The sequence below is a fragment of the Pseudomonas kielensis genome, assembly GCF_014236655.1.
GTDB lineage: Bacteria > Pseudomonadota > Gammaproteobacteria > Pseudomonadales > Pseudomonadaceae > Aquipseudomonas > Aquipseudomonas kielensis.
This window is the reverse complement of sequence record NZ_JACMYG010000005.1, coordinates 91,733-113,503: the sequence shown is the minus strand read 5'-3', so window position 1 is coordinate 113,503 and position 21,771 is coordinate 91,733. Positions and strand designations below refer to the sequence as shown.

Below are 21,771 nucleotides of genomic sequence, written 5' to 3'. Positions count from 1 at the left end.
AGAACAATAAAATCATTGATGACAGTGTGCCACCATTTTCGCCAAGGCGTTAGAGCAAGCTGAGCAAGTAATCATATTTCTGCCGAAGCAGGGGCATGCGTTCCTTGTCCTGGTACTCGGCGATAGTCTCCGGGCGCAGGCAATGGAATAGCGCATTGAGCAGGAACATATAGTGCAGATTACGCAGCGCCTCGTCGGCGTCGAACTCTGCTGGCAATGCGTTGCTATAAGTCTCGATGAACTGCTTTTGTGCAGCGAGAAACAGTGACATGTCCTTACGCCGGAACAGGCTCCCCAAATAGGCTCCGCCATCAAAACCCACACGTCCGACCTTGACTTCGCTCCAGTCGATCAACTGCAGTTTTGCGCCATCGACGAACAGGTTCTTGCGTAGGTAGTCCATGTGGCTCATGCAGCGTGGGCTGCGGCGCGCGGCTCGGCCAAGACGGGCCAGCAGCGGCTCGAACGCCTTGAATGAATCGGCCAGGCCGGCGAAACGCTCATCGCTCTGCGCCAGGCGTTCGAGCTCGGGCAGGCAGCGGGCGAAGTTGAAGCGCGGGCGCAGCAAGAACCAGGGACGGTAGAAGTCCATGCTCCAATAGAGGGGCGCTTGATGCAGCGGACGGGATTCGAGAAAGCGGTGACTCAGGCTTTCCAGTTCAGCAATGCCCCGGGCCAGTTGGGGGGCGATAGCGTGCATGCGCGGCGGTTTACCGCTCACGAAGTCGGTGAAGACCAGGCTTTCCCACGGCGTTTCGATTATCCCCAGGCAGGCCGGGTACTGAAAATGCTCGCTGCCTTGGAGCATATCTGCGGTGCGATAGAAGCGCGCTTCCTGACTGCCAATAAAAGCCACTTTGCGAATGGACTTTTCCACCAGATTCAGGGTCTGACCACTGCTTGGATCCACCAGTCGATGGTGGCGCACGTAATTGACGAACGAGGCGTTGGAGTCCAGGTCCTGACTGCTGATGGAGAGTGGCTCGTTGCCCCAGTGGGGCAGTAAGGCGCGTAAGTGTTGCTCCAGAGTGCCTTGTTGCCAACGGTAGAGGGTTCTGCGGCCTTGCAGGGGGTGTAGATCCAGATTCATAACTTCAACTTAGGCAAGTGCCATATGTCCGATTTGTAGCGGTTTTGGTAACAATATGCTGCGTGATACAGATCACTGATTCAACGAAAAGTTTACTAAAAACGCCGCCGCTGTGGCTTGGGGCGGCATTAAACTGGTTAAATCCCACGCTGTGCAGGATTGGGACTTTGCTAAATGTTGCAAAGACCTTAAAATTCGCCGCTTAACACTACGTAGTTTTCAGGGACGAAAGTCAAACATGAATCACCTCGCTATCGCTAAAGAAGCCCTTATTGCCCAGGCGCAGGCTGTCACTCAGATGGCTGCTCGCCTGGATGGTGAGTTCCAGAATGCCGTCGAGCTGATCTTAGGTTGTAAAGGTCGTACCGTGGTCTGTGGTATGGGCAAATCCGGCCTGATCGGGCAGAAAATGGTTGCCACCTTCGCCTCCACCGGCACCCCGAGTTTTTTCCTGCACCCAGCCGAAGCCTTTCATGGCGACCTGGGCATGCTCAAGCCGATCGACGTGGTGATCCTGATCAGCTACAGCGGCGAAACCGAAGAAGTGATCAAGCTGATTCCAAGCCTGAAGTCTTTCGGTAATAAAATCATTGCGATGACCGGTAACGGTAAATCGAGCCTGGCCAAGCATGCCGACATCTGGCTGGATATCTCCGTCGAGCGCGAAGTGTGCCCGAACAACCTGGCGCCGACCACCTCGACCCTGGCAACCATGGCCATGGGCGATGCCCTGGCAGTTGCCTTGATTGAGGCCCTGCAATTCAAGCCGATGGACTTCGCACGCTACCACCCCGGCGGCAGCCTGGGCCGTAAACTGCTGACCCGCGTCAGCGACGTGATGCACACACCGGCACCGATCGTGACGCCGACCACCAGCTTTCACGACTGCCTGATGGTCATGACCCAAAGCCGCATGGGCCTGACGGTTGTGATGGACGACGGTGTTCTGGTCGGCATCGTGACCGACGGCGACTTGCGTCGTGCGCTGCTGGAAGACGAAGGGGTGATCCACACCACCGTAGGTCACTTCATGACCGCCAAGCCGCACACCATCAAGGATGATTCGCAGTTGGCCGAAGCCGAAGCCTACATGCTTGATAACAAGATCCGTGCCCTGGCTGTGACCAATCACGAAGACGCAGTAGTTGGCGTGGTCGAAATCTTCGACTGATCGTGTCGCCGGTGCAAAGTTCGGGGTCGACACGGCCCCCAACTGCCTTATCGGGCGTCCAAAAAAAACGGTAGGAGCCAGCTCCTACCGTTTTTTTCGTTTCAGCGAGTTGATCGAGCTATTGCTCGACTCCGCTCGTTCATCCACTACTGTGCCATCTTCGCCATCACCTGCGCATAACCTGCCGCAGTGCCGAGCACGGCATCCTTGCCCTGAGCAAACAGAATGGCGTCCGCGACTTCACGGAACGCGCCAGCACCGCCTGCTGCGTTCAGGGTGTGGGTGGCCGCAGCCTTCACGTACACCGGCGCATCCGCCACCGCAAAGGACAGGGCACAGGCTGCAAAGGCAGGCAGGTCGATGCAGTCGTCGCCGATGCACGCGGTGTGCGCGGCGCTGACGCCGGCTTCGGCCATCAGTTGATTGCAGGCGGCCTGCTTGTCCTTGACGCCGAACTGGCAGAGGGTGATGCCCAGGTCAGCCACGCGCTTGCGCAGCGTCGCCGAGTCGCGGCCGGACAGCACCGCCACGCGCACACCATTCTCTTCCAGCAGGCGCATGCCCATGCCGTCGCGCACATGGAAGCGCTTCAGGCATTCGCCGGTGGCATCGTAATAGATGCCGCCATCGGTCAGCACGCCATCGACGTCGGTGATCACCAGGCGCACATCGTTGAGGGTAGGCTGTGGCGCTGGCGCCTGGCCACTCATGATTGCCCGCACCTGCTCCAGGCACTCCGGCGTATCGACACCCGGGCCGGTCGGTTCAACCAGATATGCACGAATGCAATAACCGGCCGCCATCAGTCGCAGTTGTTCGAGTTTCTCGGCGTGCTCGAGCATCGGTTGTGGCAGGCCGCTGTAGTCGGCCAGCACTTCGCGACGATAGCCATACACACCTACGTGCTTGAGGTAGTGCGCGACTTCGCCATCCCGTTGGTAGGGGATCGGCGAGCGGCTGAAATACAGGGCGTTGCCGTTATTGGCCAGCACCACCTTCACGGTGTTCGGATTGCCGGCTTCGTGCGCATCGATCGGGTGGCACAGGGTGCCGACCTTCACGTGTGCATCGGCGAGCATGCCAGCGGCGAGGGCTTCGATGTCGGCCGGACGTACCAGCGGTTCATCACCCTGCAGATTGATGTAGATGTCCGCATCGACCTGGGCCATGACTTCGGCCAGGCGGTCGGTGCCGGACGGATGGTCCGGCGAGGTCATCACACATTCACCACCGAAAGCACGCACCGCTTGCGCGACCCGCTCATCGTCGGTGGCCACCACCACAACCTGGGCGTTGGCCACTTGCAGGGCGCGTTCGTAAACGTGCTGCACCATCGGCTTGCCAGCAATGTCGGCCAGCGGCTTGCCCGGCAGGCGGGTAGAGCCATAGCGGGCCGGAATGACGATCGCGACCCGTTGTTCTGTACTTGCCATGTTCACAATCCTTGCTTCAAGAGCCGCTGTTTCAGGCAATGTTCAGCGGTGCGAACGATTTGATCAGGTCATCCAGGGCCTTGATCTGTGCCAGGAACGGCTCCAGTTGGTCCAGCGGCAGGGCGCTTGGGCCATCGCACTTGGCCTGGTCCGGATTTGGGTGAGCTTCCAGGAACAGACCGGCCAGGCCAACGCCCATGCCAGCACGCGCCAGTTCGACCACTTGCTCACGACGACCACCGGACGCAGCACCCGATGGATCGCGTTGCTGCAGGGCGTGGGTCACGTCGAAAATGATCGGCAAGTCTTCGCAAGTGCGCTTCATCACGCCAAAACCGAGCATGTCCACCACCAGGTTGTCATAACCCAGGCAGGTGCCGCGGTCGCACAGGATCAACTGGTCGTTACCGGCTTCCTTGAACTTGTGCACGATGTTCTGCATCTGCGACGGGCTCAGGAACTGCGGCTTCTTAATGTTCACCGGCTTGCCGGTCTTGGCCAGGGCCACTACCAGGTCGGTCTGGCGCGCCAGGAACGCAGGCAGTTGCAGCACGTCGGCGACTTCGGCAACCGGAGCGCACTGATAGATCTCGTGGACGTCGGTGATCACCGGCACGCCGAATTCAGCTTTGACCTTTTCGAAGATACGCAGGCCTTCTTCCATGCCTGGACCGCGGTAGGAGTGGATCGAAGAGCGGTTGGCCTTGTCGAAGCTGGCCTTGAACACGTAAGGAATGCCCAGCTTCTCGGTGACGCGCACGTATTCGGCGCAAGCGGTCAGGGCCAGGTCCAGGGATTCCAGGACGTTGATGCCGCCGAACAGGACGAAGGGGGCGTTGTTGGAGCATTCGATGGTTGGGGTGATTTTCAAAGAGTAAACCTCATGTACTGGCATAAAAACGGTGCTAAATCACATACTCGGTGTAGAGCCGTAACGCATTGATCAGCATGGCATCTTGGCGGTCGGAGCGATCTGAATGCAGTGGCAACATAGAGAGGAACAACAAAACAGTCAGAGGCATAGTCTCTTTGACACTAATATTTGGCAATAGGTCACTATCCATGAAAGCTCTTTGAATGCTTAATAGTCTTTCATCCGCAAGGAATCGGATTGTTGGAAAGAAGCTATCGGTGCGATCAATTTGATAGCGGCCAGCAATAATGTAGTCGTATAGCCCAATAACTGAGTGACATGCCTTGGCTAAATCATATTTTTGATCACCAAGTGAGGTCAGTTCCTGATTTTGATTCAAGCCACGAGGGTCAATAACTTTTATGGCCCCGCCTCGAGAGTCAAATAGAATGTTGCTAAAGCAAAAATCCCCGTGGAGTATTGTTGGCACAAAAGAAAGGCTTAGTGTTCTTTTTATGCAGTCGCCGGCTATATCTCGTAAGCTCGGCAGTTTGATTTTTCCATAGCCGGTTGGAATGTTTAAGTCAACTCCTGAGGCTGCGGAGTATGTTTCAAGGCGGGCATAGGTTTTGTTTTCGTAAAGATCGTTAGCGTCTAATCGTATTTCGTTGTAACTATTATCGCTTTCACAAATTGTCAGGCAGTGGCGGGCATCCGTCAAGAACTCACCCATCAATTTAAAAATGCGTTGCCAGAAAAAGTCGGGGTTTCGTCCATGGACGAAAACTTCGTTCAATGGACTACATGGTAGATATTCCAACATGTAATAAGGTGACCCGGTCTCAGTATCTACACCGCTGTCGATTAATTGTGGGGTGTAACGCTTCAATGAGACTGGAAGGGTTTTGAACCACTGACTCTCGGCAATAATTTTGTTTGCAGGAGTTCCTGACTTCCAAACGGTGCCGTTTTGAATACGAAGCGAATTAAATATTCGCTGAGTAGTTATCTGGGAACGAGATGCAAAATATGTATTCACGTGACCTAAGTCATGCCACCCGGAAATTTTAGGGAAGGTGACTATGTTTTCGTCAGAATAGCTCCTTACTGCTCTAACAAAGTCTCCCTGAGAAAGAGCAAGCGCGCGAATAAAGTTTCTTGTTGAGGAAAAAGAGAAGTAGCCGCACCAGGCAACGCGAGAACCGTCCCCGCCAACTTCATGCTCCCAGTTGTAGTCATACTCAGTTTGAGAAACTGCTACAATGTCGCTTCCAGTAGGTATGCAGTCTAATAGCGTGTCCCCATGAAGGAGTCGAAGTGGTTCGTTGGGGGAGGAAATGTCACCGATGGTATTAAGTACATATAGTAGTGCTTCCGCCAGCGTGAAGCCGGTGGGGGCATGTGCAACTTCTATTTCTAAGTTAGAAAATAGCGCCTTCTCATCAATCGTCAATTCGTAGCCGTCAGGCAGTGAAACAATTATACGCTCATCATAAGTGTTTCGAAGCAATGGAACTTGGAGTTCTATTAGTTTTCTATTTCCGATAGGAAGTAAGCATGGAGGGATGCTTCCGAACTCCGTCCTGAACTCTGGGATTACGTAGGCTGCCGAATTGATTACTATCATTATTTTATGCCCGTCAATGATTTAATTTGCTCATGACTCATAGCAGCAAACTCATCAGGGCGGATGGCTTTGTCGTCGACGTAAAAGCCTTCATTGCCGCACCACGGCTTACCCACATAGATTTCGTCATATGGCACATCATGCTGTTTTAGCCACTCGAGAATAATAGGCAGCGTATTGGCGGTGATTTTGCCCACATTGCCGGAGTATGTCCTCATGTTCCTACTTGTGCTAATGATGATCTCAAATCCTAGAGCTTTGTAGTCCCTGAGTTTTGCGATGATTTCTGGCTTCGGCGTGGACTTTGCGTAGTCGCCGTCTTTGGTTGAGCAAATAGTATCATCCAAGTCCATAATAATTCTTTTCATATAACACTTCCGCCAGGTTTTAATTAGTTTTGGCCAAATTTATTTAGCAGAATCTCGTACTCTTCAGGTGTTCCACAGAAATCAATTTGGTCTAAAGATATTTCTGCGTATTTAATGATTTTTCCGCGTGAAATTAGTTCGTTATATAGTGGGGCGATGTAAAGCTCGCCCTTAACCGACTTTCCGTGCTCGAGAGCATCTTTGAAAACGGCTTCGAAATCTTTTTTGCTCTTGAAGTAATATAGTCCGTCACTGCATAGGTCCGAGATTCTATCTTTTTCCGTTGTGCGGCATACGTTGCCGTGACTGTCTGCTAGTATAAACGACCAGTGCTCACCGTCTGCTCGGAATACTTCAAGGTATCCATCGCAATCATCGATGAATTCTGGCTTTATATAGTTGTGGCGGAAGGTATCGATATTAAAAATATAAATTGGGAAGTCGTCGGTGTACTGAGTTGTAGCAAGGTATGCTGTTTCGGCCTGACCCCGAGTTTCACCTTCTAAAGTCAAGATCTTGTACTCGGAGATTCCAAGCTCTTGTACTTCGCGCTCAATGAACTCGCGTGTGTTGTAAATGTCGCGAATGACGAAGATGAAGTTTTCGGTCTTGAAGTAATTTGAAAATGACTCTACGGAGTACTTGAAAACAGATTTTCCGTTTATTTCGAGTTGGTATTTTGGGATGTTATAGCCTGCTCTGAAGAATCGGCTACTGGCGCCCGCCATGGTAATAATGATCATTGGAAGTAGTCCTTACGGCGGTTTAAATTTACAGTATTTGTGTTAGTGACTCTTCGAAGTCAGCTTGGTCGATGAGTAGCTCAGAATTATTATGTTTTGGTTCTGAGGTGGCAGTGGACTGTCCCATAATATTGATAACTTCAAATCCAAAAAAAACGGACATGAAACTAATAAATGCCCTAAAGAAATGAGGCGATTGAAGAACCACTATTCTGCAGCCCTGGCGCGCAGAAAAGCATAGCTGTAAACCACCGCCATACTGACCGATAATGTATTCCGCGTTACTAATGGCATCTATTTTACCGCTAAAACTCAATGCGCCAGGTGTATAGCTGGAAAAATCATTCTTCTTGGCAATGTCAACTATCTCTACTTCATTGACAATTTTGCGCATCGCGGCACGCTCATCTGCACGATCGAGATAAATGCGTTTGGCTGTTGCTTTCATCATTGGGTTTTTATTTATCAAACCTTTGAAAAAACTGCGCATAAAAAGTAAGCTTGCGGGAGTTGCCCACAAATTATTGTGCGATGGCGATTCAATTACGATTGCAAATGGAACTTTTAGATAGGTGTTGTGAGGTTTTTTTATTATATTCTCAGCTTTAATTCCTGCGTCCAACAGAAGATTTAATTGATAGCTTCTTATTGATGAGGAAACCACCCACTTAAATTTATTCAGATCTACATTCAGCATTATGTGAAGCTTCGCGAAGCTTTCGAATAGGTAGTGTGAGAAAGCGTTGTCGGTGCAAGATGCGAGTACAACGACGGGCTCAGAGATTTCATCGAATTCAGCTTCCGGATGAGTAAATAGTTCATCCTTATCATTTGGTGCTTCCAAATGATAAGCCCTTTTAAGAAGTTCTCTGTTTTTAAAAATATTGTCTTGAGTCATCCATGGCGGAAGAGAATCTTTAATCAGAGTGCTACCTTGTAGTACTCCACACTTGCCAGTCACGACGGCATTTTTTACTTTGCAAATATGTAGGTCGGGAAGCTCGATTTTTTCATTTTTGTAGTGCTTCCGTCCCTTTGAGATAATTGCGACATCGAAGCTTATGGTACTTCTTGAGAAGTACTTAAAAAAACCATTTTCATTGCTTTCGAGTAAGGTGGAAATGCAGTGGTGCTCCAAAGCGAATTCTGTTGATTTTTTAACTTCGAGCTTGTTCATTTGTGCCTTCTTAAGCTAGGTAAAAATATTCGTCCAGTGTGTAGCTATCCGTCGAACTGCCTCGTCCTGGCTCACTCAGATCGGTAGAGTTCTTAATGTAAATAACAAGTCCATCATTTTTGTCTGTCTGGAGTTGTTTAATACTTGCATCATTGTTGATTTCTATTTTTGCATCAGTAAGTTCTGATAACTTTTTAACGATTAAATCGTTTGTCACAAACGGTTTGTTGCTGCCGTTGAGCCATTGTGTAGTGTTGTCGGCAAGGCTGTTGATAACTTTAATTTTTCCTGCACTGCGCAGATTTCGGAGGAACTCCGTATTCTTGCTCATGTAGTTTCGAGCATATTTCGGTGGTAACGGAGGAGGCATGTCCGCGTTGATGATTACCCCGTTCTTCAATAAGGTAGACTTGAGCATCGCACCATTGGACTTAGACTCTGCTAGTTTAAATAGCGTGCTCGAGAATAAAAGATGGACTAAACATTCTGTTTTTTGTTTGCAGCGTACATAGTCATGGCTACCTTTCAGTATTGCTGAAAGATGATCTTTGATTTGATCTTTGTGGAATGCATCATAAGTGATTCCCTTTCCACTATAGGTGCTGTGACCAAGCGCGATAGTTGGAGTTCCTAAGATTATCGATTCCAGACCCACTGTAGAGTTAATTACCACGTTGGCAATAGAGTTCTTTAGTGCTGAGTGCAAGTGGAGTTTGTTATCGAATATTACGCTCGGATAGCTACTTCGTAGTTCTTCTATAGAGATGTTGTTTTCTGGATGCGGTCTGCAAACGAGATGAACGTTCAGGTCTCTTGTGACTTCTATTAGGTCTTCTATGACATGCTGCATTTTTTTATAGATTGGGGAGTTAAGTACTATGTTAGAGTCTCCTTCAATCTGTAAAGGAAAAAATACGTAGCAATCATCTTCTGAAAGTGTGATTTCTTGCAGAATTTCTTTGCGGCTGGAAATGTTGCTTGCCTGAGTCGCTACAATTGTCTTTCCGTGAGATGCGAAATCATTAATATACTGTGCGGCAATAATTCGCTCGTCGCTATTGATCAGAGGCAAGTAGCTTCCGGCGATAGTGCTTTTATAATTAACACCTTGAGGGTCAAATACGAGTGTGTCGGGAAGAAGCCCTCGCTCAATGTGGAAAATTGGGAGATTTTTGATTTTTGCCGCGACCTTCATAAGGAATATAAAGTGCGGACCATTCCCATTCCAGCCTATTAAGAAATCTGGCGTAAATTTATCAACTTTAGAAAGAATTGATTCTAGTATCAATAGTGCCTGAGTCACGACGTCGATTGATTTTTTTCCAGCAAAATGTACCGGAAACATTTCTCTGTAGACATCGATATCCTCAGAAATATCTATGCCTTGAATTACCACTTTTCCTAGACTGTCTTCGTTGTGCTGACCTGACAGTTCCTTTCTAATTTCTTGTCGCCTGGTTTTAGAAATGTCTTGCCTTACAGTGTGGACCAAAAAGCCGTTTGCTAAGAAACGGTTCTCGCGAGTGCACTCCATTTTGATAAACTCGGAGTAAACGCCCAGCTTTCTCAGTTCTTCTGCGATAGAGATGTTGTAGCCGATTAGATACTCGGCATCGGTACTATAAATGAGTGCTTTTGTTCTTTTTAGATTTCTGTTTGTCTGGGGTGTGAAGCTCTCTACGACATCATTAGTGAAGTTGAAATTATTGTCGATTATCGCGTCATAGTTTCTACTTGCGGTATCCTTGCTGTAATTGGAGCGAGCAAGATTGTACGCGCCTTCAGCGATTGTGGATCGGAGTTGCTGATTTTTTAGTAGTTCAATAACGGCGCGGGCAAATGCACTCCAGTCGTCTTGGATTAGCGCGTTTTTACGATCAGTGACGTCGATCCCATCCATTGAGAAAGAAGTGGCAACGATGGGCATGCCATGAGACAAAGCCTCGATGTTCTTCACCTTCATTCCGGCGCCACTGATAATGGGTGATACTACAATACTTGAATCAGCATAGGTCGAAGAAAGGTTTGGAACTCTTCCAAGGTAAACGATATTCGGTCCGTTAAGAGAGCGAACTGATCCTACGTTACTTACGTCGCCGGCAATGGCTAAAGTTACTTTTGGATAGGCCTTCTTTATCGCGGGGAAAGATTTTTGAATGAATAGTTTTATTCCCTCCGCGTTAAACGGCGAAGCAGAGCCTACGAACAAAATATCGTACTTTTTGTTTCCATGATTTTGCCGGATCTGGAAGTCGTTGAAAGCTGGGATGGTAAAAACTTTGTTATTTGGGAGTTTCTGGCGTATCTGTTTTGTTTCGTTAGAGTTGATGGATATGATGTACTCGTACTTTTTCAGAAGTTCAAACTCGTGCATCTCAAACGTGTCGACGTCGACTTTTCGTTTGTTGGTCCCAGCATTAATTGCTGCTCTCAAAATGTTCGTTTGAATATCGTGAGTGTCGACAATTTTAGTGCCGCGATAGCTTGATGGTATTGCGCGATCAAGTTTTACATAGTTCGTAAGAATGTGAGTGGGCTTGTTTTTTCTTATCATCTCGCCGACAAGTTTTTTGAAGTTGTCAGGGCACGACTCGGCATCAGAAATTAGATTATTTTTCTGAAAGATATTGATTTTGGATAGAAGGTTAGGTTTTGATGGGGAGAACTTAGGGTGGCGCCTAATTCCGATTTCTTTGAGTTGAGGATATGCGCTTTTCAGATCGTTTTGGATATCAACTGAAGCGCGCTTCTCCTGATTGCTATTTAGGACGGCAATAGATACTTCGTGTCCAGCTTCAATCAGTACTTTTAGTGTCTGATCAATTCTGCTTTGGTTGCCTTTAAATACTGGAAATGGAATTTCTGGGGCGAGGACTAGGATTTTTTTCAGAGTTTTCATTTTTTGGTCAACGTTAGTCGCTAAGTTTCAGGCAGGTCAGCAGGCTTTTTCGGCGACTAGACGGCCGTAACGATCTTCAAATCGTACAATGTCATCTTCACCGAGATACGTGCCTGATTGAACTTCAATCATTTCGAGTGGTATTTTCCCCGGGTTTTCAAGGGCATGCACAATGCCCACCGGAATGTAGGTCGATTGATTTTCAGTCAGTAGTAGTTCTTTATCCCCTAAAGAAACTTTTGCTGTGCCGGTAACGACTATCCAATGTTCTGCTCGGTGATGGTGCATCTGCACCGAGAGTTTCTGTCCTGGGGAAACAGTGATGCGCTTCACCTGGTAGCGAGGTCCGTTATCGATGGAGTCGTAGGCACCCCATGGACGATATACCTTGCGATGGTTGGTTGCCTCAGTGCGAGCGCTCTGCTTGATGCGATCAACCAGGAGCTTGACGTCTTGGGACTTGTCTTTGGCGGCGACCATCACGGCGTCTGCGGTTTCCACCACGATCACGTCATCGAGTCCCAGGACTGTCACCATACGATGTTCAGCGTGAACATAGGCATTGCTGGTGGATTCAAGCATGACGTCGCCACGAGAGGCATTACCTTGCGCGTCTTTGTCTGCGATCTCCCAGACCGCCGACCACGAGCCCACGTCGTTCCAGCCAGCATCCAGAGGCACCACCGATACTTGGTCGGAGCGCTCCATCACGGCATAGTCGATCGAGATGTTTTCAGCGGCCGCGAAACTCAGCATGTCGAGGCGGGTGAAATCCATGTCTTCTTTGGCATTGCTCAGTGCAGCTTCTACCGCTGCCAGCACTTGAGGAGCGTGCTCGCGCAACTGGGCGAGCATGCTCGACGCCTGGAACAGGAACATGCCGCTGTTCCAGTAATAGCGGCCGTCGGCCACATACTGCTCCGCGGTGGCGAGGTCGGGCTTTTCGACAAACGCTTGAACAGGCTGAATTTCGTTGGACTTATCAGCGACACGGATGTAGCCGTAACCGGTTTCTGCTTTGTTTGGCACGATCCCGAAGGTCACGATTCGGCCGTCACGGGCTGCCGGAGCGCCTTTTTCGAAAGCTTCGCGCAGCGCGTCCAGATCATCAAAGACGTGGTCGGCAGGCAGTACCAGCAGCAATTCATCCTTGCCGGTAGCGAGTGCCTTAACAACCGCGGCGGCGATAGCAGGCGCAGTGTTACGACCGATGGGCTCAAGCAAAATGGCCTGTGGATTGATATTTAGCGCACGGCACTGTTCGGCAACCAGGAAGCGATGATCTTCATTGCTGACCACAATGGGTGTCAGTGGTCCATCCTGAATGCCAGCAAGACGCGAAAGCGTGCTCTGGAACAGTGACTGGTCGCCACTGAGTGTGAGGAACTGCTTCGGGTGCATAGCACGAGAAAGAGGCCAAAGTCGGGAGCCGGAGCCGCCGGAAAGAATTACCGGGATCATGTAATTTCCCTATCGCTGATCAAGTTGAAAGAGTTACTTGTATGCGCCTGTGGCGCGACCCAACAGCATGGTCTGCACGACTGGCGAGATAACCTTTTGCCATTCGTAGATCGCTGCGTTGGTTACGTAAATGGTGTCGTCTGGTTTGATCATGATCTGGCGGGCGTAGAAAACGGCTGCCGGGTCACGCATGTCCAGACGTAGGACCGTGGGTTTCGGATTGGTTCCTTCGCCCATGCGAAAAACAAACACACCTTCCGGGTTGGCATTGGCTTCTCTCAGGCCGCCGACGCTGCCCAGTGCATCGAGCAAGCTGGTGTTTTGCGCTGGCAGGTCCTTGAGGCCGGGTTCGCCGACAGCACCCATGGCAACGAAGCGTTGGCGGGCACGGTCCAGGACAACTTCCGAGTTTGGACGCAGCACCATGTTGTTGCCGGCCAGTACGTCTTCGTAGTTGAACTGCTGTACCTGGCTGCCGGTGCGCACGGTGACGTTTACCAGGTGCGGCTCCATCACCGGGCCACCCGCTTGGTTAACCGCATCCAACAAGGTCAGGGGGCCCTGCAAGGTGCTGAATCGACCGGGGGATTTGACGGCGCCGGCTACCAGTACCGAACCCGACAGGTCGCCCACCAGTTCGACATGGGTCTGCACGTCGGTGGTCACGCCCTTGAGTTGCTTGCGGATCATCTCCTCAACCTGGTTGAGGGTCATGCCGGCGACGAACTGACGACCCACGTAAGGCAGGGAGATCATGCCCTGGTCATCAATGCGGGTCTTCAGTTGGGTGCCGCCGCTGGAGAGCGGGGCAAACAATGCCGAACCTTCTGGAGCGTTGTCGGTGATCAGTACGTTCAGGATGTCTCCCGCCATCAGGCGCGCGGAGGGCGCAACTGGCTTGGCGATGGAGGCTTGCACCGGACGCACGGCGCCACGCATGTACGGGCCGATGGTGTTGGCGTTGATTTCGACCAGGTTGTAAGACTCATTCTTGGTTTCGATATCACCCTTGTACGGGCCTGCGCCCGACAATGTGCCGCCGCATCCGGCCAGGCCCAGGCTTGCCAGGGCCAGCGCCGCCAGCTTCAGTTTGAATTTTGGTGGGACAGCAAGGGATTTAATCACGATGATCCTCGATCGAAGCCAGGATGAAGCGGGTAATGCCGTACAGCATGAGCAGGCCAAGCAAGATCGTTGCCAGGTTATACAAGCGCTCTGGGTACAGGGCGAGTTGTGGCGTGTTCGGGCTGACTACGGTGACCAGGGTGCGGATCTTCTTGCTGGCCTCGATGCGGGCATTGTCGAGGGCGGCTACCGCGGTCTTGTAGCTTTCTTCGGCAATGCCGGCGTCCAGTGTCAATTGCTGGAAGCGCGAGGCAACGACGTTCAGTTGTGAGCCGCCCGGTGACGAGACCAGCAGGCGTTTTTCCTTGGCCAGTTGCTGGGTGATGGCATTGACCTTTTGCTTTTGCTGTTTCACTTGAGGCGAGTCAGGGCGCAGCTTGAACTGCATTTCGGTGAGGATCGCCTGCTCTTTGGTGTACTGGCTTTCCAGGTCGGCAATGATGGTGGCGCGGCTCTGTGCGGTGTTGGCACCGTCCAGTACTTTGTTTACGTTCTGGAAGTCCAGCAGTTCTGTCTTGCGCTCGGCGTAATTGATCCGCGCGGTTTCCAGCTCGCCTTTGGCAAAGGTCATTTGCTCACGGGCAATGCTGTGGCTGACTTCGTTGACGAAGTGCTCGCTGGCCTCGAGGATGGTGCGCAGCATCTGTTCCGAGAGTTCCGGGGTAAAAGCTTGCACCTCAACCCGCAGCAGGCCGGTGGTTTCGTCGTAGTGAGCTGAAACCATGCGCTGGTAGTACTTGAGCAGGTCTTCGCGCTCTGCGTCCTTGTTCAGCCAGAAGAAGATGTCGCTGCGCTGGGCGGCGTACTGTTCGACCCAGTGCAGGCGCTCTTCGAGCAGCAGCATCATGTCCATCGACACAATGTATTCACGCAAGTAGAGGGTTTCCTCCCGGGAGGCCGGGTTGGTGCCGGTGAGTAGAGTAGCCAGCCCCGGCACTGCAGCGCCTTGATTGCCACCGTCCTGGCGGACGACTACCTGGGCGGAGCTGACGTAGCGGTCAGTGGCGAACACGCCGTAGTAAATGGCTGCCAAGGCCAGTGGCAGGATCACCAGACCGATTGCCAGGCGCCAGCCCTTGAGTTTACCCGTACTGCTCATATGTGATGCATCCTTGAAGTGGAACGGTGCTGCTATATAAGGGGGTTATCAGGTGTTATAGGCCTTGATGCCTTCGGCGACGTCTTCGTAGATCTGAATGCCGCCATCGCGTACCAGCAAGACTATGTCGCAAAGCTTTTCGATCTCCGGCATGGTGTGGGAAACCAGTACGACTTTCGATTGCTGCAGTTTTTGCTGGAATACTTCTGCGCATTTGCGCTTGAACTGGGCGTCACCCACCGACATTACTTCGTCGATCAGGTAGTAATCGAAGTCAAAAGCCATACTCAGGCCAAAGGCCACGCGAGACCTCATCCCAGATGAGTAAGTCTTGATCGGTTCATCGATCCAGTCGCCAATTTCGGCAAACTCCTGGACGTAACGAACCTTCTCGCGCATGGCTTCGCCTTCAGCTCCGTAGATCCGCGAGACGAACTTTATGTTGTCTCGGCCGGTCATGCTGCCTTGAAAACCTCCCGACAAACCCACAGGCCAGGAAATGCTTTTGTCGGTCACGATGGAGCCTGAGTCTGGGATGTCGGCACCGCCTAGCAGGCGCATCAGTGTTGACTTGCCCGCACCGTTTCGGCCGATAAGACCAATATTTTTATCTGGCGGAATGGACAGCGACAGGTTGCGAAACACATACCGACGCCCTTTGGGGGTTAGGTAGGATTTGGTGACGTTCTTAAGCTCGAACACGGGCCTGTACTCATCCGTTCTTCGTGGAAATCAGGTGCAAACGACGGGCGCGGTAACTGCCCAAGGCAATGAACAGCAAAACCACCGTGAACGTAATTACATACGCTTCAGAGACGCCATCAACTGGGGTGTAGTGGGGCAGAACTTCGGCGCGAATCAATTCGACCAAATGTAGGAACGGATTGAGCAGCAACAATGGCATCATCGCTTGCGGCAGGTAGGCCGCGGGCATCAGTACGCCTGAGATGAAGTACAGTGGAAAAAATGCCATGCGTACGACGAGCTTGAGGCTAGGCATGGCATGGGTTATCAGTGCGAGCAACATGCCCAGACCAAAGGCAAAGCACAGTCCCAAGCCCAGGGTCGCCGCCCACTGGATTGGATCGCTTACCGTCATGTCAAAACCAAACCAGGCAAAGCCGAACAGTAGAATGGCATAGACCGTAGCGCTGATGCAGGCTTCCACCAGCGCGCGCGCTACGTATGTGTCCAGTGGTTTGATCTGTTTATAGGCAAATAACGACCGGTTCTCTCGCAGGCTGTCCATTAGGCGAAGTGCAATGTTGCGGTAGAGCAGGAAGGGGGCCATGCCTACGAGGACAAACACCGGATAATCAACGCCTGCCACGGTGCGGCCACGAATCAGCGAGAACAGAAGGGTAAAAATTAGTAGATGGCAGATCGGCTCGATCAGCGTCCAAACCGCCCCCATGCGCCGCTCACCAAAACGGGCTCGGGCTTCGCGTAGCACCAGGGCAAAGATGACCGATTTTTGAATCTGGAAGGAGGAGCGAGGCTTCAAGATATTTACCGCACAGCAAAGCGGCGCGATTGGGCGCGCCGGTGAATTCATTTCAGGAAATGCCCGGGTCCCGCGCGCTGATATGGGGATTTGGGCGGCTTCCGTGCTCTAAGGGCGGGAGATTAATCGCTGGGCGGTCTTAGCGTCAAGTAAGAATCCTTCTCTATTTCCTACATTCACAGTCCTATTCCCTGCGCATAATTCTTACGTCCGCCTCAGATGTAGCCTGTATTGAATCAGCATAGGTCCGACAAATGACAGTTTGATATTAGGCCCTTCGGTGATATCACTAGGCTACTACCTGGCTGTTGTTCGCAATTATTTGTACCGGGCTTGGAACTTGTACAAGGGTGAGTGAGCTTTATATACATCAACTCATTAGAGGCATTGTTTACAGCTGCGGTGGAGGATTGGATACGTCTACCGCGAACAAGCTTGATTCATATGGTCGTGCAAGCGGAAAAATTCCCGAATTCCTGGCCTGTGATGGTGCCCGCTGACCATCGTGGGAGCCTGGTTCATTGCATCATTTTGGCAGTCTGCTCGATCAGTCATCGGGTCGATTCGATGATTCGATCACCCAGGCAGCCCGCGTCCGGGAGGGATTGATTTATCGGAGGGGGGAGGCGATTTGCAGCTGTAGTCCGGCTGGGCATTCAAGTCTCTGTGCAATTGAAATGCTGATATGTCTTAAGTGAAGTTGGGACGCTTGTACCATTGCGGTTGTCGTTTCTCTATCCTGGGGCTTTCAGAGGCGCGGAGTGTGCTTGCGCAGTCTTGGCGAGTAATACGGGTGCAGTGATGGACCGAATATAGGGGCGACACTCGTATTGGCGCTCAAGCAATAGCCCTCTATATATACTGACTCCTACTACGAGCAGGTGATTTGCTTAATCCAATTGCTATCTTGTCCCTAAATCCCCCGCTGATTAACCCGCCCACTCAACTCCCGCGCAGTCTCCCAACGCTCCGAATACCGATCCACCGGATCCGCTCGATCGCGCAGCAGCAACATGAACTTCACCAACTCTTCCATCACATCCACCACTCGGTCATAGAACGTCGAGGGTTTCATGCGGTTGTGCTCGTCGAATTCGAGGAAGGCTTTGGGCGCGGAGGGCAGGGAACCACCGGAGACTTGCATCACGGCCTGGCTTTCTGGCCATTGCATCTTCTCTATGGTGCGTACGCCGTGATCATGACCGGCGCTACAGATGGATTATCGAATACAAGGTAAAGCGCGGAGGTGGATCTTTATCGATGGTGCGCCGTCGGCTGATACGAAAAGGGCGACCTTGGTGGGTCGCCCGCGCTTGTGCAGTGGTGGGAGGCGTCAGAGCTCCAGCCCTTGCTCGATCACTGAGAGGAAGTTCAGTTCGTCCAGCGCCACCGGCGTGGGGCGTGGTTGTCCGGTGCGGGGCACGGGCTGGATTTGCCATACGGGCTCGGCCATGTCGTTCTCGGTGCGGCGGATGTACAGCGCCTGGCCTTTGCCACGGATGTCGACCTGGCCCGTACCGCCGATGGTGAAGCGGGCTATGGGGTCGAGGGTAATGGTGTTGTGGTTGCCCTCGATCTGCAACTGGTCGATGGCGTAGTTGAAGGTCTCGCCGGATGGCAGGCGCTCGAACACGCGGGTCGGTACTCGGCGGATGTTGAGGCCGGCGTGGGTCAGCGGCTCCAACCAGGTTTCCAGTTGGTGGTACATGTCATAGACCTGGCTTGGCCAGTGCTCAATGGCCAGGTCGGCGCGGGCCTCGGCGTCCACACGGGTTTTTTGTTTTTGCTTCAGTTTCGTGGCGAGTTCGTCTGCCTTGCTCATTTCGATTCCCTATCGTGTGTTCAGAGTGGTCTGCGTTTTCAAGGTACTGCACTTGGCCGAGTGATTGCCAGTCGCCGGCACTCCCTTGATGCGGGTTGGAGAAGAATGTCTTCTGCTCATGCGCTGCCAGCCCTCACAATAGGCCCATTGGATGTTCCGCTTTCAGGTGTGTGAATGAAAAAACTGTCTGTATGGGTCCTGTTTGGTGTGCTGGCGATTGGCAGTGTGGTCCTGAACAATACGCCGCAATCCTCGCGCAACAAACCGCAGAACGAGTCGGCGTCGGGGGTGTTAGACTATTACCTGCTGGCGTTGTCCTGGTCGCCGACCTTTTGCCTGACGCGCCCGGAAAATGCCCAGTGTTCGGGCAAGGGCTACGGGTTTGTGTTGCACGGGCTTTGGCCGCAATACGCCAAGGGTGGCTGGCCGCAGTCCTGCGCGCCGAATGCGCGGTTGTCGGCGGCCGAGCGGGCGCGGGGGCTGACGTTGTTTGTCACGCCGGCCTTGCTCAAGCATGAGTGGGCCAAGCACGGTACCTGCAGCGGGTTGGGTGCCATGGGCTACCTGGCGGCTGCGGACAAGGCGCTTGGCGCGGTGAAAGTTCCTGAGCCGCTGCAGCCGTTGAGCAAAGAGGTGTACTTCTCAGCCCAGGACATCACGCAGATGTTTCGCCGCAGCAACCCCGGGATACCGTCAGACGGTATTGCAGTGATCTGTCGAGGCCCTGAGTTGTCGGAGGTGCGTGTGTGCATGGCCAAGGACCTGTCCTTCCAGGCGTGCGGCAAGGGGGTGAAAAATCAGTGTCGCTCGGGTGATATTCGAGTGCCGCCGATGCGTTGAGGGTCTGGGTGCGGTTTTTGTAGCCGCTGTCGAGCGAAGCGAGGCGGCTGCTACAGGTGCTTGGCAGTGCACAGTTGCTCGACACGACCATTTTTATAGGGGCAGGCCCAGGGCGGCGAGGTCTTTGCGCAGTTGTCCGGCGTTGCTGAACTGCAGCGCATGGAAACCTTCGCGGCGGGCGCCTTCGATGTTGGGGGCGTGGTCGTCGATAAACACGGCGTGGTGAGCTTCGAACTGGTAGCGCGATTTGAGCAGTTGGAAGATCTGTGGTGCGGGCTTGATGATACCTTCGACGCCCGAGACCAGGATGCCTTCGAATTTGTTCAGGAAGGCGAAGCGCTCAAGGGCAATGGGGAAGGTTTCCGCCGACCAGTTAGTCAGGGCCAGCAGGCGAACTTTCTTGGCGTGCAGTTGCTCGAGGATCTCGACGGTTTCTTCCAGTGCGCCATCGAGCATCTCTTCCCAGCGTTCGCGGTAGGCACGAATCAGTGTCTCTTGCGTCGGGTGGCGGGCGATGGCTTCGTCGATCGCTTCCTGCCATGAGCGCCCGGCGTCCTGGCGTTCGTTCCAGTCGGTGCTGCAGACCTCGGACAGAAAGGTCTCCATGGCCTGCTCGTCATCGCCAAACAACTTGCGGTAGAGGTTTCTCGGGTTCCAGCGAATCAGCACATTGCCCAGGTCGAAGACCACGGTGTTGATGTTGGGCACAAGGTCCTGATGATTCATGCGTTCCTCCATGGGCTACCGATCAGAGTGAAGGGTTGAGCCTAGCAGAGCCCATGGAGGGACTGCCGGCATTGGCTGCGCGGCAAGTGTTTCCAGGTGTTATCGCGTTGTCGTGGTTTGCCCCGCGTCACCGGCGTAGGCTAAGCTTCGCCGATCGAGGGATCCGGGCATCTGCTCGCGCTTTACCCTTCAAGGATGATGCATTTGCCAACCCCCATTCACGACCCCCACGATACGCTCGGCGGCCCACTGAAGCGTTTACCCCTGCGCAAGGCGGCGGTGATCTTTATTGCGGCGGTGTGCCTGAGCCTGTGCGGCCTGTTGTACCTGCAGCTTGAGCAATCCCGAGAGCACGACTTGTCCCAGGCGCAAATCGCTTCTGTGAACCTCACGCGGGCGATGGCGCAACAGGCTGAGGATACCTTCGTGGCTGCCGACCTGGTGGTGACCAGCCTGGCCGACTGGATTCAGGCCGACGGCTTCGGCGTGGCGTTGACCCCGCGTTTGCAGCGCACCTTTGCCCGTCGGGTGCAGGCCCTGCAGCAGTTGCATGGGCTGTTTCTGTTCGATCGCCAAGGGCAGTGGGTGGTGACGTCCTTTGGTGAGTTGCCAACCCGGCAGGGCGTCGCCGATCGCGAGTATTTCAAGTTCCATCAACAGAACGCTTCGTTGCAGGCCCATATCGGCCCGGCGATCCGCAGTCGGCAGAACGGTGAGTGGATCATCCCGTTGTCGCGGCGAGTGAATGACCGCAATGGTCAGTTCCAGGGCGTACTGATGGCAGGGATCCGCATGGAGTATTTCGACCGGTTTTTCACAAGCTTCAGTCTGGACGACCGCGCCTTGATGTTTCTGGCCCTGGCGGACGGCACCTTGCTTTCGCGGCGGCCGGGTGCGGAGTTGCGCATTGGGGAGTCGCTGGCGCAAGGGGAGATCTTCCGGCATTACTTGCCGAATGCGCCCTCGGGCACCGCGATGATTCGTTCGCGGGTGGACGGTGAACTGCGGCTGTACGGCTACCAGCAACTGGACGCTTATCCGCTGGTGGTGGCGTCGGCCACCCCGGAGGCCGTGGTGCTGCGTGGCTGGTACGCCAACGCGGTGCAGTCCAGTGTCATCGTGGCCCTGGTGGTGCTCGGCGTCAGTCTGTTCGGTTGGGTGTTTGTGCTGCAGGTGCGCAATGGTGAGCGCATCGAGGCAGACCTGCGTGCGGCCCAGGAGCGCCCGGAAGTGATCGCGACCCATGACAGCCTGACCGGTCTGGCGAACCGGCGGTTGTTCGAGCGGGCGTTGCAGGTCGAGTTTGCCCGGGGCCTGCGCCAGCAAAGTCCGCTAAGCCTGATCATGCTCGATATCGACTACTTCAAGCGCTTCAATGACAGCTACGGCCACGTCGCCGGTGACCAGTGCCTGGCGCGGGTCGCCGGCGTGGTCAAAGGCTGCTGCCAGCGCCCGTCTGACCTGGTGGTGCGCTACGGTGGGGAAGAGTTTGCGGTGCTGTTGCCGGATACCGATATCGAGGGTGCAGTCGCCATTGCCGAGCGGATTCGGCACAGCGTCCGGGACGCCAATATTCTCCACAGCGGCGCACCTTCGGGGCAGTTGACCGTCAGTCTCGGCTGCCATGCCTTCGTGCCCAAGGACGGCGACAGCATTGAGTGGCTCATCGAGTGCGCGGATGCGGCGTTGTACCAGGCCAAGAACTTCGGCAGGAATCGCACGCAGGTGGCCTCTCGGGAGAGGCGTTCAAGCGATACCCATAGTCGGGGCTGAAGGCCTGGCGTTGCCGTTCGATGGTCTGCTTGATGGTCTGCTTGATGGTCAGGCCGGGCG

Annotated in this window: 18 protein-coding genes and 1 pseudogene; 3 read left to right on the top strand and 16 right to left on the bottom strand. The window is 53.2% G+C overall.

What is annotated here, in order from left to right; translation table 11 throughout:
- Positions 1–49: 49 nt before the first annotated feature.
- Positions 50–1,090 carry a phosphotransferase gene (locus H7995_RS06910; RefSeq protein WP_166589960.1) on the bottom strand — a complete coding sequence of 347 codons (1,041 nt, stop codon included), beginning with the start codon at positions 1,088–1,090 and terminating at the stop codon, positions 50–52.
- A gap of 238 nt (positions 1,091–1,328) precedes the next feature.
- On the opposite strand from H7995_RS06910, the gene H7995_RS06905 reads away from it, so the two are divergent.
- Positions 1,329–2,261 (top strand): KpsF/GutQ family sugar-phosphate isomerase, encoded by a 933-nt coding sequence (locus H7995_RS06905; RefSeq protein ID WP_166589959.1) that lies wholly within the window; start codon positions 1,329–1,331, stop codon positions 2,259–2,261.
- A 146-nt stretch (positions 2,262–2,407) separates the two neighbouring features.
- On the opposite strand, the gene kdsB is transcribed toward H7995_RS06905, so the two are convergent.
- The 14 genes and pseudogenes from kdsB to H7995_RS06835 form a co-directional block, all read right to left on the bottom strand.
- A complete protein-coding gene (gene kdsB, locus H7995_RS06900; RefSeq protein ID WP_166589958.1) occupies positions 2,408–3,694 on the bottom strand; it encodes a 3-deoxy-manno-octulosonate cytidylyltransferase in 1,287 nt (428 codons plus the stop codon).
- A 31-nt stretch (positions 3,695–3,725) separates the two neighbouring features.
- A complete protein-coding gene (gene kdsA / locus H7995_RS06895; protein WP_166589957.1) occupies positions 3,726–4,589 on the bottom strand; it encodes a 3-deoxy-8-phosphooctulonate synthase in 864 nt (287 codons plus the stop codon).
- A gap of 10 nt (positions 4,590–4,599) precedes the next feature.
- Positions 4,600–6,000, bottom strand: coding sequence for a phosphotransferase family protein (locus H7995_RS06890; RefSeq protein WP_206684489.1), 1,401 nt, complete (start codon positions 5,998–6,000; stop codon positions 4,600–4,602).
- A gap of 173 nt (positions 6,001–6,173) precedes the next feature.
- The gene (locus H7995_RS06885) at positions 6,174–6,542 is read right to left on the bottom strand and encodes an HAD family hydrolase (RefSeq protein ID WP_185818155.1); all 369 of its coding nucleotides are present in this window, start codon (positions 6,540–6,542) and stop codon (positions 6,174–6,176) included.
- Between the two features lie 23 nt (positions 6,543–6,565).
- Positions 6,566–7,285, bottom strand: a complete 720-nt coding sequence (locus tag H7995_RS06880) for a glycosyltransferase family 2 protein (protein ID WP_166589954.1) — start codon at positions 7,283–7,285, stop codon at positions 6,566–6,568.
- Positions 7,286–7,313: 28 nt separating this feature from the next.
- Entirely contained in the window at positions 7,314–8,462 is a 1,149-nt protein-coding gene (locus H7995_RS06875) for a glycosyltransferase family 61 protein (RefSeq protein WP_166589953.1), read from the bottom strand.
- Between the two features lie 10 nt (positions 8,463–8,472).
- Positions 8,473–11,361, bottom strand: a complete 2,889-nt coding sequence (locus H7995_RS06870) for a glycosyltransferase (RefSeq protein ID WP_166589952.1) — start codon at positions 11,359–11,361, stop codon at positions 8,473–8,475.
- Positions 11,362–11,397: 36 nt separating this feature from the next.
- A complete protein-coding gene (locus H7995_RS06865; protein ID WP_166589951.1) occupies positions 11,398–12,822 on the bottom strand; it encodes a mannose-1-phosphate guanylyltransferase/mannose-6-phosphate isomerase in 1,425 nt (474 codons plus the stop codon).
- A 33-nt stretch (positions 12,823–12,855) separates the two neighbouring features.
- Positions 12,856–13,947, bottom strand: a complete 1,092-nt coding sequence (locus tag H7995_RS06860) for a polysaccharide biosynthesis/export family protein (protein WP_166589950.1) — start codon at positions 13,945–13,947, stop codon at positions 12,856–12,858.
- Positions 13,940–15,046, bottom strand: a complete 1,107-nt coding sequence (locus H7995_RS06855; protein ID WP_166589949.1) for a KpsE/RkpR family capsule polysaccharide export protein — start codon at positions 15,044–15,046, stop codon at positions 13,940–13,942. The genes H7995_RS06860 and H7995_RS06855 overlap by 8 nt, the downstream gene beginning before the upstream one ends.
- A gap of 48 nt (positions 15,047–15,094) precedes the next feature.
- Entirely contained in the window at positions 15,095–15,748 is a 654-nt protein-coding gene (locus H7995_RS06850) for an ATP-binding cassette domain-containing protein (protein ID WP_166589948.1), read from the bottom strand.
- Positions 15,749–15,758: 10 nt separating this feature from the next.
- Complete coding sequence (locus H7995_RS06845; RefSeq protein WP_244647650.1) at positions 15,759–16,550, bottom strand: ABC transporter permease; 792 nt, start codon at positions 16,548–16,550, stop codon at positions 15,759–15,761.
- Positions 16,551–17,463: 913 nt separating this feature from the next.
- Positions 17,464–17,700 (bottom strand): annotated as a pseudogene (locus tag H7995_RS06840) (arsenical resistance protein ArsH); the annotation flags it as partial.
- A gap of 183 nt (positions 17,701–17,883) precedes the next feature.
- Positions 17,884–18,372, bottom strand: coding sequence for a hypothetical protein (locus H7995_RS06835; RefSeq protein WP_166589946.1), 489 nt, complete (start codon positions 18,370–18,372; stop codon positions 17,884–17,886).
- A gap of 174 nt (positions 18,373–18,546) precedes the next feature.
- Between H7995_RS06835 and H7995_RS06830 the strand changes: the two genes are divergently transcribed.
- Positions 18,547–19,212, top strand: coding sequence for a ribonuclease T2 family protein (locus H7995_RS06830; protein WP_185818153.1), 666 nt, complete (start codon positions 18,547–18,549; stop codon positions 19,210–19,212).
- A 93-nt stretch (positions 19,213–19,305) separates the two neighbouring features.
- Here the strand turns inward: H7995_RS06830 and H7995_RS06825 are convergent, their stop codons facing one another.
- On the bottom strand, positions 19,306–19,938 hold the full coding sequence (locus tag H7995_RS06825; RefSeq protein WP_178117376.1) for an HAD family hydrolase: 633 nt from the start codon (positions 19,936–19,938) through the stop codon (positions 19,306–19,308).
- A 204-nt stretch (positions 19,939–20,142) separates the two neighbouring features.
- Here H7995_RS06825 and H7995_RS06820 point away from each other — a divergent pair, with 204 nt between their 5' ends.
- Positions 20,143–21,711, top strand: a complete 1,569-nt coding sequence (locus H7995_RS06820; protein WP_185818152.1) for a GGDEF domain-containing protein — start codon at positions 20,143–20,145, stop codon at positions 21,709–21,711.
- Positions 21,712–21,771: the final 60 nt, after the last annotated feature.

What these genes read in the sequence shown, in the direction of transcription:
- H7995_RS06825 (WP_178117376.1), bottom strand. Translation starts at nt 19,938, where the DNA reads ATGAATCATCAGGACCTTGTGCCCAACATCAACACCGTGGTCTTCGAC.
- H7995_RS06870 (WP_166589952.1), bottom strand. Translation starts at nt 11,361, where the DNA reads ATGAAAACTCTGAAAAAAATCCTAGTCCTCGCCCCAGAAATTCCATTT.
- H7995_RS06880 (WP_166589954.1), bottom strand. Translation starts at nt 7,285, where the DNA reads ATGATCATTATTACCATGGCGGGCGCCAGTAGCCGATTCTTCAGAGCA.
- H7995_RS06885 (WP_185818155.1), bottom strand. Translation starts at nt 6,542, where the DNA reads ATGAAAAGAATTATTATGGACTTGGATGATACTATTTGCTCAACCAAA.
- H7995_RS06875 (WP_166589953.1), bottom strand. Translation starts at nt 8,462, where the DNA reads ATGAACAAGCTCGAAGTTAAAAAATCAACAGAATTCGCTTTGGAGCAC.
- H7995_RS06830 (WP_185818153.1), top strand. Translation starts at nt 18,547, where the DNA reads ATGAAAAAACTGTCTGTATGGGTCCTGTTTGGTGTGCTGGCGATTGGC.
- H7995_RS06855 (WP_166589949.1), bottom strand. Translation starts at nt 15,046, where the DNA reads ATGAGCAGTACGGGTAAACTCAAGGGCTGGCGCCTGGCAATCGGTCTG.
- H7995_RS06910 (WP_166589960.1), bottom strand. Translation starts at nt 1,090, where the DNA reads ATGAATCTGGATCTACACCCCCTGCAAGGCCGCAGAACCCTCTACCGT.
- kdsB (WP_166589958.1), bottom strand. Translation starts at nt 3,694, where the DNA reads ATGGCAAGTACAGAACAACGGGTCGCGATCGTCATTCCGGCCCGCTAT.
- H7995_RS06865 (WP_166589951.1), bottom strand. Translation starts at nt 12,822, where the DNA reads ATGATCCCGGTAATTCTTTCCGGCGGCTCCGGCTCCCGACTTTGGCCT.
- H7995_RS06905 (WP_166589959.1), top strand. Translation starts at nt 1,329, where the DNA reads ATGAATCACCTCGCTATCGCTAAAGAAGCCCTTATTGCCCAGGCGCAG.
- kdsA (WP_166589957.1), bottom strand. Translation starts at nt 4,589, where the DNA reads ATGCCAGTACATGAGGTTTACTCTTTGAAAATCACCCCAACCATCGAA.
- H7995_RS06835 (WP_166589946.1), bottom strand. Translation starts at nt 18,372, where the DNA reads ATGAGCAAGGCAGACGAACTCGCCACGAAACTGAAGCAAAAACAAAAA.